This is a genomic window from Pseudomonas sp. MWU13-2105 (genome assembly GCF_023242315.1).
Classification (GTDB): domain Bacteria; phylum Pseudomonadota; class Gammaproteobacteria; order Pseudomonadales; family Pseudomonadaceae; genus Aquipseudomonas.
The window spans coordinates 1-14474 of the sequence record NZ_JALLIY010000033.1; the positions used below are offsets into that span (position 1 = coordinate 1).

Here is a 14474-nt window from a genome sequence, read left to right on the forward strand (position 1 = left end):
GCGGCGAAGCGTTGGCGGACTTCACCGTCAAGGCGCTCGAAGGTGGTGCGCAGGCTTTCATGGCGGGCGACGATGCGGTCCAGGGCGCGCTGCAAGGCATTGCGGTCGAGCCGGCCACGCAGGCGCAGGGCCGCCGGCATGTGATAGGCGACGCTGGCGGCATGGTCCAGTTGATCGAGGAACCACAGGCGTTGCTGGGCCAGGGACAGCGGCAGGTCCTGGTCGCGGGACACCGCTTCAATCGGCTGGACCCGCGACTGGGTCGCCTGGTCCACGCACTCGGCCAGGCTCTGCAGGGAAGTCAGGCCGAACAGGGTGCGCAGGTCGATCTCGACACCGAGGTCCTGGTGCAGGCGGGCTTGCAGTTGCACGGTGAGCAGCGAGTGACCGCCGAGTTCGAGGAAACCGTCGTGACGGCCGACCTGATCCAGGCCGAGCAGGGCTTTCCAGAGTTCGGCGATGGCCACTTCGGTGTCGCCTTGCGGTGCCTCGTAGGCCTTGCTGGCCAGGGATTCCAGGCCGGGGGCGGGCAGGGCGCGGCGGTCGAGCTTGCCATTGGCGGTCAGTGGCAGGGCATCCAGATGGACGAAGGCGCTGGGCACCATGTACTCGGGCAGGTGCTTGAGCAATTCGACCCGCAGCTGTTCGGCAGAGGCCGGCTCGCCGCACAGGTAGGCGACCAGGCGCTTGCTGTCCGCTTGGCCCGGATCGTCCTCGCGGGCGATCACCACCACTTCGCGAACCCCGGCGCACAAGGCCAGTGCGGCCTCGACTTCACCGATCTCGATGCGCAGGCCGCGAATCTTCACCTGGAAGTCATTGCGACCCAGGTACTCCAGCGCACCGTTGGCCAGCCAGCGACCGAGGTCGCCGGTCTTGTACAGGCGCGCCCGCGGATCGCTGGAAAACGGGTCGGCGACAAAACGTTCGGCGCTCAGCTGTGGCTGGTTCAGGTAACCCCGAGCCACGCCGATGCCGCCGATATGCAGCTCCCCGGCCACGCCCAGGGGCTGCACCTGGCCGAGGGCATCGAGCACATGCATCTGGATATTGGCAATCGGCCGGCCGATCGGCACGCTTTCGCCCGGATCGGTGGGGCGGCATTGCCAGGCGGTGACGTCGATCGCCGCTTCGGTCGGGCCATACAGGTTATGCAGCTCGACCCCTGGCAGTTGCTGTTCGAAACGCCGTTGCAGACCACGGGGCAGGGCTTCGCCGCTGCACAGTACCCGGCGCAGCTCGGGGAAGTCGCGGGCGGCGCGGTGTTCGAGGAACAGGTCGAGCATCGACGGTACGAAGTGCAGCAGGGTGATGCCGTTGTCGCGCATCACCCGGGCCAGGTAGTCCGGCTCCTGGTGGCCGCCCGGGCGGGCCATGACCAGCTCGGCGCCGCTGAGCAACGGCAGGAAGAACTCCCAGACCGAGACGTCGAAGCCGAACGGGGTCTTTTGCAGGACCCGGTCGCCGGCCTCGACGGCATATTCGTCGCGGGCCCAGAGCAGGCGGTTGACCACGCCCAGGTGTTCGTTCATCACCCCCTTCGGCGTGCCGGTGGAGCCCGAGGTGTAGAGCACGTAGGCCAGGTGGGTCGGCAGCAGGCCGAGGGCCCGGGCGTCCGGATTGTGGGCAGGTTGTGCGGCCAGCTGTGCGCTGTCGGCGGTGTCGTCGAGGATCAGCACCGGCACATTCGACGGTGGCAGGCTGTCGACCCACTCCAGGGTAGTGAGTAGCGCGCGTGGGGCGCTGTCGCCGAGCATATAGGCCTGGCGGGCGCTCGGCAGATCCGGGTCGATCGGCACATAGGCGCCGCCGGCCTTGAGAATCCCCAGCAGCGCCACGACCATTTCCGGGCCACGGCGCAGGCTGACAGCGACGCGGCTATCCGGCGCCACACCCAGCTCGATCAGGCGATGGGCGAGCTGGTTGGCCCGGCGGTTGAGTTGCGCGTAACTGAGCAACGGCCCGCCATCGCCGCGCACGGCACAGGCGTCCGGACGCTGGGCGGCCTGCTGTTCGATCAACTGATGGATCAGCACATCGCGAGGATACTCGCGGGCGCTGGCGTTGAACGCGACCTGCAGGCGCTGGCGCTCGTCCTCGGCCATCAGCGGGAAGTGCGCTACCGGCGTGTCATATTGCTCCAGCACCGCTTCGAGCATCGCGAACATGCGTTGTTGCAGGCGCTGGGCTTCTTCGAGGCTGTAGTAGGCGGTGTTGAAGTTGAAGTCCAGATGGACGTCTTCGTACGGGTGGTAATCGCGGACGAAGATCGCCATCGGCGTCTGCTCGTAGCCGTTGTCCATGGTGATCACCCGCGACGAGGTGCCGCCGAACTGATCGTCGCCGTCCAGGCTTTCGAATGACAGCGAGACATCGAACAACTGCCGGCGCCCGGTCTGCGCCAGGCGCAGGGTGCGGTTGAGTTCGGCGATCGGGAAGCGCTGGTGGCGATAGCAGCGGCGCAACTGTCCGCCGGCGACGTTCATCAGGTCCAGCAGCGAACCTTGCGGATCCACCGCCAGGCGAATCGGGCTGACCGAGGAGAACATCCCGGCGGTGGCCTTCTGGCGGGCGGTGGTGCGGTTGTGCACGGGCATGCCGATAACGATTTCATCGACCCCCACGGTGCGGCAGAAATAGGTGCTGACCACGCTGATCAGCACATGTGCCACCGACAGGCTGCGCTCGCTGGCGAACTGCGTCAGGGCGTTGTAGAGCGCCCGTGGCAGCATGGCCTGGACCTGCTCGCTGGGCGCCAGTTCGTTGGCCTTGCCGGCCTTGAAGTCGGCCCGGCGTTGCAGCAGCGGCGGTGGCAGTTGCGCATAGGTGTCCTGCCAGAACTGGCGGTCGCGCTCGTAGCGCGCGGACTGCAGGTAAGCCCGGTCTTCCTCGAGGAACGACAGGTAGGAATGGCCTTCGGCGACCTCCTCGTTACCGGCCAGCAGACCGTTGTAGGCGGCGCCCACGGCATGGCCGATCAGGGCCACGCCGATGCCGTCGGTGACCAGGTGGTGATAGCGGTTGAGCCAGTAATGGCGCTGCGGCCCGCAACGCACCAGGCGGGCTTCCCAGAGTTGCCCGGTCAGCGATTCGAACGGTTGGCGGAAGGCTTCGCGCAGGTAGGCCATGGCCAGCCCGGCATCGTCGTCGGCCTCGGAGAACTCCACCACTTCCAGCTTGACCTTGACCTCGGGCAGGACCCGCTGGCGACCGGTGCCACCCTCGTGGCTGAAGCTCAGGCGCAGGGTGTCATTGCGGTTGGCGACCATCTCGATGGCCTTTTCGAACAACGGGATATTGATCTCGCCCTTGATCTCCAGGGACATGCCGATGTTGTAGTAGGGCAGGTCCGGGTGTGCGATCTGATCGAGCCAGATGCCTTGCTGGACCGAGGCCAGTTCGTGGGACGCGCGGGTTTGCGCGGACAGCTTGTCGGTCGACGAATCCATTTCGGAGCACCTGTTTGCAGAATTCAGTGGGTTCGTCGCCGCTCGAAGGGCAGTGTCACGTAGGAATCTGGGCAACTGCCTGTCAGCGGGACGAAGGAATAGCGTGGGAAAAAACTAGAGCATCCACTGGACGATGTCTGTCATGGGAAGCAGGGACAACCCTGCGCGGCGAGCTATCGGCGCGCTTGGGAACGCGCGCGCGAGTCTGTTATATCAACGGCCCTGAGTGTTCTTGCGAGGGTCGCACAATGTCATTGATCGCCGAAGTGGATCGCCCTGAGTCGAAGTTCTGGAGTCTGTCGCGGTTTCCCAATCACCCCCAGGCCGGACCTGTCGAAGTGATCGATGCGCTGACGATTTCCCGGGAGGAGTTCACCCGTCGTTACGTCAACCACAACCGTCCCTGCCTGGTAAAAAATGCCGTGCGTCATTGGCCGGCGTTCGAGAAATGGCAGCAGCTGGACTACTTCAAGACGCATTCGTGCAACAAGCCGGTGGTGGTGCGTTCGAAGATCGTCTCGGAGGTCATCGGCTGGTCGAACCCCGAGGTCAAGGCAGCGTTGACCGAGTATGCCGGCACGGTCTACCGGGAGATGCCGTTTCACCAGTTTCTCGATGAACTGGGCCGGGGGCATGACCCACTGGTGGCCGACAGTTGCCGTTTTTCCGAAGGCTCGGCCATCGAGCAGATGAAGGATGATGTCGGCGGCCTGCCGTTCATGCCGCAACTGTCCAAGTCCCGGCACTATCCGCCGCATCGCAGCTTTCTCTACCGCAACTCCTACACCGACTGGCATTTCCATGTCGTCGACGAGACCTTCATGGCCCAGGTGGTCGGGGCCAAGGAGGTGTTGCTGCTGCCGCCGGACGAGGCCAGCTGGCGGGCGCTGCGACCGGTGGTCGAGGAGGCGGGCTACCTGTACGACATCGATACCCGGCGCTTCCCCGGCACCCGTGGCCTGCGGGCGCTGCGCACGGTGGTGGAGCCGGGCGATGCGCTGTATATCCCGGTGTACTGGTGGCACGCCGTGCAATCGATGGATGACGCATTTGGCGCGACGGTGGCCGCGACCTTCCCGACGCCCTTGCATGTCAGTGGCGACATCCGCTCGCCGATCGCCAGGCGCGTTCTGCGCACCTATCTGTTTTCCCGCCTGGCGCCGCTGGTGCTGGGGGCGGTGGCCTATTCCCTGGCCTGGCACCTGGCGCAGAAGGTGATCGGTGTGTTCACGCTTCGCGATGTGCGCCCATGAGCCGCAAGCGCCGTCAGCCAGCTTTCGACCTGGGGCGAAGTTTCTATTACCTGTGGTGCGGCGAGTCCCTGGCGATCGTCGGCACGGCGCTGATGGAGTTTGCCCTCGGCGTCTGGGTCTATTCCCACACCGGCTCGGCGGTCGCCTTCGCCAACGTGGTGCTGGCGGCGACCTTGCCGGCGGTGATCTTCCTGCCCCTGGCCGGTGGGCTGGCCGACCGGGTCAGTCATCGGCTGATCATTGTCTGTTGCGACGTCAGCCTGGCGCTGTTGCTGTTCGGCGTCATGGGCCTGCTCTGGTTCGACCGGCTGGAGCCGTTGCACCTGTATATCTTCAACTGCATGGCCTCGATCGTCTCGGCATTCCGCAAGCCGGCCTATCAAGCGGCGGTCAACTCGATTGTCGCCCCGGACAAGTTCACCCGGGCCTCGGGCCTGATGGGCATCAGCAAGAATGCCTCGGCCCTGGTGGCGCCGTTGCTCGCCGGGGCAATCATGGCCAGGGCCGGGTTCGTGCCGATCCTGGCGGTGGACCTGATCACCTTCTGTTCGGGGACCTTGCTGGTGATCAAGGCGTTCTCCCATGTGCGGCCGGCGCCGGGGCGCGCCGAGGCTGTCGGCAAGAGCTCGGTATTACGCGGTTCGCTGAATAACATCACGGCCGCGTTGAGGTTTTTCGCCGCCAGTCATGTGATGGCCGGACTGTTGTTCTACACCATGCTGCGCAACGCGCTGTTGTCGTTGGCGACGCTGATGATGACGCCATTGCTGTTGTCCACCCTGGGCAGCCAGACCTTGGGCCTGGCCTACACCTGGGCGGCGCTGGGTGGGCTGTCGGGTGCCGGCTTGCTGATTTCCATGGGCAACCCGCGGCGGCTGATGGTGCTGGTGGCGGTGGCCGACCTGCTGTTGTCGATCTGCGTCATGGCCATGGGTACGGTCTCCCATGCCGTTGCCTATTGCGCCCTGGCCTTCGTCGCGATCACCGCGGCGAGCATCGCCGATGCCAGCGTGAACTCGTTGTGGATGCGCAAGATCCCCGCCGGCAACCGCGCCAGTGTGTTTGCCCTGATCAGCATGCTGACCATCGCCACCACGAGTCTGGTGATTTTCGTCGGTGGCCTGCTGGTGGACCACTGGTTCCAGCCGGCGCTGTTGCCCGGCGGGGCCTATGCCGAGTCGATCGGGCGCTGGATCGGGGTGGGCGCTGGACGCGGCGTGGGCATGCTGTTCGTGGTGGCGGGGGCGCTCTTCGCGCTGCTGTCCCTGACGGTCCTGGTCTACGGGCCGATGCGCCGCCTGGAGGGCGTGCCGGCTGAAGCGGCGCCCCTGCGCGCCGGCGATCCGGCCCGGGCCGATGCTCTGTGACAGCCGGGTGGGGCGCCCCTGTGCAACGGGCTGCCCCACGGGTTGTACCGGATTCCCGTGACAGACAGGCCAGGTCCCGTGGGTCAACCTTTGCAAGCTCCCGCGCGACGTCCCGGATTCGACAGGACTGCGCCGCACCGCCATCCGAGCCGACAACAATCGATAAAGGAGGACCTATGCGTCCGTCGTTTTATGAACCCAAGCGCTTCCCCAAGCTCAAGCATCTTGCCGACAATTGGGAAGTGATCCGTGAAGAGTTTCTCGCCCTCGATGCCCCGACCCTGACCATCAACCGCGTCGGCAAGTCGATCACCGAGATCGTCGATGAAGTGGCTGCCCATATGGAGGCTGGCGGCGAGTATGGCTGGCTCTGGGGTTGGGGCGACGATATGGACGTCATGCCCGAGTGGACCCAGTACGGCCTGGTGGCCTACGACACGCCGATCCCCTATGCCCAGGCCGCCATGCCGGGGACCATCGAGCTGTTGAAACAGATTCCCGGGATCAAGCTGTGCGCCTTGCTGCGCATGGAACCCAATGTGTTCCTCGGTACCCATTCGCATACTGGTACCTGGGAAGAAGGCCTGCTGCATATGCAGTTGACCATCGATGCACCGCTCACCCAGAACTATGCCTACCTCAACGTCAATGGCAGCTTCAATCAGAGCACCAACGGCAACCTGGTGATCTTCGACGGCTCCCTGGATCACTTCGCGGTCAATGCCTCGCGGGCACACCGCACCGTGCTCTATCTTGAGTTTCATCGCGAAAAGCACATGGATACTTGATATCGGCGCGGGCGGTCCGAGTAATCGGGCCGCTATTACAGCGGGAGGGGGCATAAGCCCCCTTTTTTAGTGGGAGACTGTCAGGCAATCTCAGGCTGGAGGGTTGCTTCGAGGAAGCGGAAGGCGGTCTGTTTCGAGTCCTGGGTGGAGGCGAAGAACGCCAGGTGGCTGCCGTCCTGCTGCACATGCAGGATGGCATCGTCGATCGACGCGGCGATATGGCGCGAACCACCGATATGCGTGGTTTCATCGGCATCGCCGGCGACCACCAGGGTCGGCACCGTGATGCGCGCCAGCCGTGACGCCAGCTCGGTCTTGTTCAAGGCATCGTTCAGCCGTGCATAGCGGTAGAACAGCTCCGGGTTGACGTAGGGGTAGAGCACCACATGGGCAATCGGCTCCGGCGTGGTGGCCAGCGTCGCCTGGTCGAGGAACATCGCCTGCAGGTCGCTGGCTTCGTGGCGGTCATAGGCCGCGGCTTCCATCAGCCATTCGAAGTTCTGCTGATGGGCGGTGCGCAGGTTGTTGTCGCCCAGGTTGTAGTCGCCGTGCCACAGGCTCAGGGAATTGACCCGGTCGCCGAGGATGGCCGCGGCGCTGAGGGCGATCACCGCGCCGCCGCAGATACCCATCAGGTGCGCGGTCGACAGTTGGTAGTGATTCATCACGCTGATCAGGTCGGCGACCTGGGCATCGGTGTCCACCGCGACCTGGTCGAAGGCCGCGCAGGAACCGAACAGCCCGCGGGTCTCCCAGGTGACCACGAAGAAGCGTTCGCTGAGGGCGTTGAACCAGTCGCGGCAGAGGTCGAAGGGCATGCCGCAGGGCAGGGCCAGGACAATCGCCGGCCGCTCCCGGTCGGTGCTCGCATGCACCGCCAGGGAGACGTTGTCGCGGGTGTTCAGGTGCAGTGTCTCAACCTCCGGCACGGCACCGCTGAATTCGAAATGCTTGAGCAGTCGCCCGAACGCCTTGGCCTCTTCGGTATCGTCGAAGTGATCGTAGCGGTAATCGAGCGCCTGGCAGATTTTCCGGCTGATAAAGAATTCGAACGACGACAGCTGGGCCTCGCCACCGTGCAGGTACTGTACGGTGCGCACGCCGATCCGTGCAAAGGCGGCATTGATCGCCCGTTCCGTGGCCCTCACGCTGGGCGAAGCCTGCTCGGGGAGCAGGCCATTGTCCGGGGCGAGAAAGCTCAGGCACATGGGGTCGGGCAGATGGATGGCAAGGTGCCTAAGCATCCTCACGGTCTCGCACAGGCGCATGGCTGCGTCGGTGGAAATAGTCATGGATTTCAACTCCTGTAGGCACATTGCCAGGCCAACTGTCGCCTGGTCCGTGTCGGTCAGACCGCTTCGAATTTCTTGCCGCGGGTGGTATGGGTGACGAGACGGTTGTATTCCGGTGTCTGATCACCGATCACTTGCACCGCGCCGTATTTCTCCAGGCTGATGCGACCGCCGTACTCTTCGATATGCTCCGAGTCCGGGTAGATCTTCACGAACGACGGCACATAACGCGAGGCGAAGCCCATGCGCATCTCTTCTGTCTCGCCGCTGTGCGGGTAGGAGGCATGCATCAGGGTCGACCAGAAAATGATGAACTGGCCGGCCTTCATCTGCATCGGCACGGCGGATTCCTCGTCGGGCTTCCAGTCCTGGTCGATCTGCAACTGGCGATAGTCGTAGCCGAAGAAGCCGCGGCGCACACCGTCCTTGACCACCTCGCTGTTGTTGGCTTCGGGGTCGTAGCTCATACGCTTGGTTTCGTCGTAGTTCATGCTGTTCTGGGTGCCAGGAATGAACTGCAGGCAACCGTTGGCGATGTTGGCGTCGGTGAACGCGGTCCAGACGGTGATGGTGCCGCCGAATTCCTCGTTTTCCGGCCAGAGGATCTGCGGTTTGCCGGAAGCGTTGGCAAAGGTATCGGCCTGGTGCCAGTCGGTGCCTTCGTCACCCGGGTACTTGGGGAAGAACTCGGTACGCCAGCACAGCACATCCGGGCCGAGGATGCTTTCGACGCGGTCGCAGATCTGCGCGCGGCAGATGTGGTTGGCGAGGAATTCGTCATCCAGGTGGCGGTCGTAGTTGGCGATGTTGGTGCCGGCGGAGATGGCGTCCAGGTCCTGGTAAGCCGCGGCGCTACGGTCGAGCAGGCGCAGGCGGGTACGTTTCCAGGCTTCTTTCATTTCTTCCGGCGAGTAGGCGTCGAACGGGCCGATGAAACCGTTCTTTTCGAACGAGGCACGCTCTTCCGGGGTCAAGGCGAATTTTTTGCTCACGGGCTTTTCCTTTTCGGTCAATGGGCTTGAACAAGAGTGCGGGAGATGTAATCGGCCAGGGCCTTGGCGGTTGCGCCGTCGGCCAGGACGCCGGGATCGATGTTGATCTGGTAATGACTTTTGAGCTTGCTCAGGGAGCGGATCAGGGCCAGCGAGGTGCCGCCGAAATCGAAGAAGTCGTCATTCAGGCCGATGTTCTTCAGACCCAGGTCTTCACTCCAGACCTTGAGCACGAACTGCCCCGGAGCCAGGATGCGGGCGATGTAGTCGGCCAGGACTTTGGCGGTCGCGCCGTTCGCCAGCACACCCGGGTCGAGGTTGATCTGGTAGTGGGCCTTGAGCTTGCTCAGGGAGCGGATCAGGGCCAGGGAGGTGCCGCCGAAATCGAAGAAGTCGTCATTCAGGCCGATGTTCTTCAGGCCCAGGTCTTCGCTCCAGACCTTGAGCACGAACTGCTCCGGTTCGCTGAGACCCTGGGCGTCCACCGAGTGCGACGGGGTGACGCCGGCGGTCGGCGAGGGCAGCTGTTGCTTGTCGATCTTGCCGTGGTCGGTGACCGGCAGTTGCGCCAGCGCCAGGTAGGTCGAAGGGCGCATATAGTCCGGCAGGCTCGCGGCCACCAGGGCGGCAACTTCGCCACGGGTCTGCTCGGTCCAGGCGCCGAGGCCCTGGGTGGGTACCACGTAGGCCACCAGGCGCCAGTCGCCATCGCCATAGTCGTGGGCACCGACATGGGCGGCGGCCACGCTCGGGCTGGTTTGCAGGCAGGCTTCGACTTCGCCCGGCTCGATACGGAAACCACGGATTTTCAGTTGTTCGTCGCTACGGCCGGCGTAGCGGTACTCACCATCGTTGTCGAGGATCAACAGGTCGCCGGTGCGATAGACGCGGGTCGAGGTGCCGGGCAACTGGATAAAGCGCTCGGCGTCGAGGGTCGCGCGGTTCAGGTAGCCCTGGGCCACGCCCGCACCTTCGATGTACAGCTCGCCGGCCGTACCCTGTGGCACCGCAACCAGGTTGGCGTCGAGCAGGTGCAGGCTCCAGCCGTCCAGTGGCTTGCCGATGGAAACCATTGCGCTGCTTTCCAGGTCTTGGCCCAGCACGCGTTTGAAGGTGCTGTGCACCGTGGCTTCGGTAATGCCGTACATGTTGATCAGCGCCGGCTTCTGGTCGCCATGGCGGGCCACCCAGGGCCGTAGCACGGTGGCCGGCAGCGCTTCGCCACCGAAGACCACATAACGCAGGGCCAGGGGCGCGCTGGCGCCGCGATCGGCCTCGTCAAGGCCGCGGAAGGCCGACGGGGTCTGGCTGAGCACGGTCACGCGCTGGTCGGCCAGCCATTGGCGCAGGGCGGCAGGCGAGCGCGACACGTCATATGGCACCACGCTGACTTGGCCGCCGTGGGCCAGGGCGCCCCAGATTTCCCAGACCGAGAAGTCGAAACCGATGGAGTGGAACATCGACCAGACGTCCTGGGCATTGAAGCCGTAGCTCCGTTGCGTGCTTTCCAGCAGGCGGCTGACGTTGCCGTGGGAAACCAGCACGCCCTTGGGCTCGCCGGTGGAACCGGAGGTGTAGATGACGTAGGCGCTGGCCTGGTCCGGGTCGCGGTGGCTGCCGTCGACGCTCAGCTCCAGTTCCGGCGCGGACAGCAACTGGTCGAGGGACAGCACGCGCAGGGACGGGCTTTGCGGCAGGTTCGCGGCATCGCCGATCACCAGGCCCAGGCCGCTGTCACGCACGATGTGCGCGACACGCTTGCCCGGGTATTGCGGGTCGATCGGGACATAGGCGCCACCGGCCTTGAGGATGCCGAGCAGGCTGATGACCAGGTCGACACCGCGCGGCAGGTACATGCCCACGCGCAGACCATCCTTGACGCCTTCATGGCGCAGACGTGCCGCGAGCTTCGACGACAGCGCCTCGAGCTGGGCATAGCTCAATGTCCGGGTGGCGTCGGACGCCGCCGTGCGCTCGGGAAATTCACGCGCCCGGGCACTGAATATCTCATGCAGGAAGGCACCGGGCGTGAGAGGGGCTGGCGCGGTGTTGACCGATTCGCCAGGGTTCTTGATCGGCATGAATAACGCTCCTGTGTAATAACAGGTGCAACGTATTTTCGCCGTGGCGAAAGGCGCTGCACTCGAGACATCCCTGCGGCCTGGAGGATTCATACGAAGAGCCGGCACGATCCGCAGTTGCCGCATTTCAGCACTGAGCGGTTGCTGGCGTCTGTCGCGGGAAATGGGGACAAAGGCGTGCCGGCGGTGATCGCGACGGATCGGCGGGGCGGTTGGCCTCTGTCCCGGTTTGCGGTGACAGACAGGCCCCCGCCATCGGTGTTTTTATCCTTGCGCGGCGGCGGAGCCTGTTGATCTTGCCCCGTACAACGTGGATGTAGGGGCTGTGGTCCAGGAGTTTTGTCATGAGTCTTCAAGCTAACGCTTCGCCTGTTTTCACCGAGGAATCGCTGGCGGATACGCCGGCCTGGCCCGATCGGGCGGGTGATCCGTCGGTACGTTTGTCCCTGCTGGCTGCCGGCAGCAGTTTGCCCGTGGTGATCGAGCCGGCCGTGGCCGGGCTGGATCCGGTGCTGTGGGCGAGCGCGCAACGCGAGGCGATCGAGGCCTTGCTGTGCCGTCACGGCGCGGTGCTGTTCCGTGGTTTCGAGCTGGGCTCGGTGGCGGCTTTCGAGGCCTTTGCCGAGGCGCTGTCACCCGGTCTGCACGGCACCTATGGCGATCTGCCAAAGAAAGAGGGTGGGCGTAACGTCTATCGCTCCACGCCTTATCCCGAGCGCGAGATGATTCTCTATCACAATGAGAGCTCGCACCTGGAAAGCTGGCCACGCAAGCAATGGTTCTTCTGCGAGCAGCCGTCACGGGCCGGTGGTGCGACGCCGTTGGCGGACATTCGCCAGGTGCTCCAGCGTCTGCCGGCCGAGGTGGTCGCGCGCTTCGAAAGCAAGGGGTTGATGTACAGCCGTACTTTTACCGCCGGCGTCGAGCCGAGCTGGGAGTCGTTCTTCGGCACGGCTGAACGGGCTGTCGTCGAACAGCGTTGCCGCGAACAGGGCACCGACTTCGAATGGCTCGACAGCGACACCTTGCAGATCCGTACCCAGTGCCCGGCGGTGATCAGCCATCCGTTCACCGGTGAGCGCTGCTTCTTCAATCAGGTGCAACTGCACCACCCGTTCTGCCTGGGCGAGGAGATGCGCGAGGATCTGCTCGACATGTTCGGCGCCGACCGCTTGCCACGCCTGGTCAGCTACGGCGACGGCTCGGCGATCGAAGACTCGGTGATGAGCTTGATCGGCGAAGCCTACGAGGCTTGCGCGGTGCGCTTCGACTGGCGCAAGGGTGATGTGGTGATGCTCGACAACATGCTCGCCGCCCATGCCCGTGATCCCTATGAAGAACCCCGCCTGATTGTCGTCGCCATGGGCGAAATGACCGCCCGCGACGATGTCTGGCAACCGACCTGAGTGACGCAAATCGAGTGACCCAGGACTTTCAACGACCGGCCACAGCGCGGGCTGATGCAATCAAGGACAGCAACCAATGAAAAACGAGCAAGAGAAGAAGGCCAGGCCTGGCTCGGTCATGCGTCTGCTGTGGCGCAGCCATCCCTGGCTGACGCTGATGACCCTGTTGACCGGGATCATCAGTGGCGTGGCGTCCATCGCGGTGATCAAGGTGATCAACCAGGCGATTCATGAAGAAAGTTTCCAGCTGCAGTCGTTGTACTGGTTCGTCGGCCTGAGTGCGGTGTCGCTGTTGTTCCGCAACGGAGCCGCGTTGTTTCCGGCCTACGCCAGCATGCGCATCATGACCCGCCTGCGGATTGCCCTGTGCCGCAAGATCCTCGTCACGCCCCTGGAAGAAATCGACCGCCGCGGGGCGCCGAATGTCCTGACGATGCTGACCAGTGATATTCCCCAGCTCAACAGCACCCTGGTGATCATGCCGTCGGTGCTGGTGGAACTGGCGGTACTGCTGTTCGGCATCGCCTATCTGGCCTACCTGTCCTGGGTGGTGTTCGCGCTGACCCTTGGCCTGATGGTGGTGGGGGTGGCGCTGTACCTGTTCTTTTTCCTCAGCGGCGTGACCTTCTCGCGCAAGGTGCGTGACGAGTTCACCGCGTTCAATGAATACACCCACGCCCTGGTGTTCGGTCTCAAGGAACTCAAGCTCAATGGCATCCGGCGCCGCTGGTTCAGCCGCTCGGCGATCCAGGAGTCCTCGACCCAGGTGGCGCGCTACAACTTTGTCGAGCGGCTCTGGTACACCGCCGCCGACAACGTCGGCCAGCTGACCTTGTCGCTGCTGATCGGCTGCCTGCTGTTCGTCGCCCCCATGGTCGGGGTGATCGATGCCACCACCATGACCGCCAGCGTGTTGGTGGTGCTGTACATCATGGGCCCGCTGTCGCTGCTGATCGGTGCCATGCCGTTGCTGGCCCAGGGCCGTATCGCCGGCAGCCGCCTGGCGGATTTCGGTTTCTCCATCAACGACCCGCATCCGGAGCCGGAAGCCTTCGCCAGCGAAGCCGGTAATGTGCTGCGCCTGGATCACAAGAAGTCCTGGGGCCGCATCCAGTTGCGCAACGTGCATATGAACTACCAGGACCCGCTCACCGGCAGCGGGTTTGGCTTGGGGCCCATTGATCTGACGGTGCGTGCCGGCGAGCTGATCTACATCGTCGGTGGCAACGGCTGCGGCAAGAGCACCCTGGCCAAGGTCATCTGTGGCCTGTACATCCCCCAGGGCGGGCAGTTGCTGCTCGACGACACGCTGATCACCGAAGAGTCGCGCAGCGACTACCGTGACCTGTTCTCCGCGGTGTTCTCCGACTTCCATCTGTTCAACCGGCTGATCGGTCCCGACGAAGAAGAGGACGCCAGCACTGATCTGGCGCAGAAATACCTGGTGACCCTGGGCCTGGAAGACAAGATCAAGATCGAGGGGCTCGGTTACTCCACCACCAAGGCCCTGTCCTACGGCCAGCAGAAACGCCTGGCGCTGGTCTGCGCCTACATGGAAGACCGGCCGATCTACTTGCTCGATGAGTGGGCCGCCGACCAGGACCCGCCGTTCAAGCGTTTCTTCTACGAAGAACTGCTGCCGGACCTCAAGCGTCGCGGCAAGACCGTGCTGATCATCACCCACGATGACCAGTACTTCCAGCTGGCCGACCGGATCATCAAGTTGGTGGACGGACAGATCGTCTCCGACGTGAATTGCGCGGTCCAGGGCAAGCGCGCCTGATTTCCAGCGCTGTTTGATTTTCCCAGGGACGACCCTTCGCCATGCCGGGCGAAGTCGGTCGGC

9 protein-coding genes are annotated in these 14474 nt (G+C 64.1%); 5 read left to right on the forward strand and 4 right to left on the reverse strand.

Annotated elements, in window-relative coordinates:
- Positions 1-3449: non-ribosomal peptide synthetase (locus M5B96_RS31215; RefSeq protein ID WP_248800882.1), on the reverse strand; the 3449-nt coding region annotated here is incomplete at its 3' end.
- 248 nt (positions 3450-3697) lie between these two features.
- On the opposite strand from M5B96_RS31215, the gene M5B96_RS31220 reads away from it, so the two are divergent.
- From M5B96_RS31220 to M5B96_RS31230, 3 genes are all read left to right on the forward strand, one after another.
- On the forward strand, positions 3698-4702 hold the full coding sequence (locus M5B96_RS31220; RefSeq protein WP_248800884.1) for a cupin-like domain-containing protein: 1005 nt from the start codon (positions 3698-3700) through the stop codon (positions 4700-4702).
- Complete coding sequence (locus M5B96_RS31225; RefSeq protein WP_248800885.1) at positions 4699-6069, forward strand: MFS transporter; 1371 nt, start codon at positions 4699-4701, stop codon at positions 6067-6069. The genes M5B96_RS31220 and M5B96_RS31225 overlap by 4 nt, the downstream gene beginning before the upstream one ends.
- Before the next feature lie 176 nt (positions 6070-6245).
- On the forward strand, positions 6246-6857 hold the full coding sequence (locus M5B96_RS31230) for an aspartyl/asparaginyl beta-hydroxylase domain-containing protein (RefSeq protein WP_248800886.1): 612 nt from the start codon (positions 6246-6248) through the stop codon (positions 6855-6857).
- Positions 6858-6937: 80 nt separating this feature from the next.
- Here M5B96_RS31230 and syrC read toward each other — a convergent pair whose 3' ends face one another.
- Genes syrC through M5B96_RS31245 form a run of 3 tightly spaced genes read right to left on the reverse strand, consistent with a single transcriptional unit; the run spans position 6938 to position 11222 of the window.
- Positions 6938-8149, reverse strand: a complete 1212-nt coding sequence (syrC, locus tag M5B96_RS31235; RefSeq protein ID WP_248800888.1) for a syringomycin E biosynthesis aminoacyltransferase SyrC — start codon at positions 8147-8149, stop codon at positions 6938-6940.
- A 56-nt stretch (positions 8150-8205) separates the two neighbouring features.
- Positions 8206-9141, reverse strand: a complete 936-nt coding sequence (syrB2, locus tag M5B96_RS31240; protein WP_248800890.1) for a syringomycin E biosynthesis L-threonyl-[L-threonyl-carrier protein] 4-chlorinase SyrB2 — start codon at positions 9139-9141, stop codon at positions 8206-8208.
- A 17-nt stretch (positions 9142-9158) separates the two neighbouring features.
- On the reverse strand, positions 9159-11222 hold the full coding sequence (locus M5B96_RS31245; RefSeq protein ID WP_248800892.1) for an amino acid adenylation domain-containing protein: 2064 nt from the start codon (positions 11220-11222) through the stop codon (positions 9159-9161).
- A 344-nt stretch (positions 11223-11566) separates the two neighbouring features.
- On the opposite strand from M5B96_RS31245, the gene M5B96_RS31250 reads away from it, so the two are divergent.
- Together M5B96_RS31250 and M5B96_RS31255 are read left to right on the forward strand one after the other, a co-directional pair.
- On the forward strand, positions 11567-12628 hold the full coding sequence (locus M5B96_RS31250) for a TauD/TfdA family dioxygenase (protein ID WP_248800894.1): 1062 nt from the start codon (positions 11567-11569) through the stop codon (positions 12626-12628).
- Positions 12629-12704: 76 nt separating this feature from the next.
- Complete coding sequence (locus M5B96_RS31255) at positions 12705-14411, forward strand: cyclic peptide export ABC transporter (RefSeq protein ID WP_248800896.1); 1707 nt, start codon at positions 12705-12707, stop codon at positions 14409-14411.
- Positions 14412-14474 lie beyond the last annotated feature (63 nt).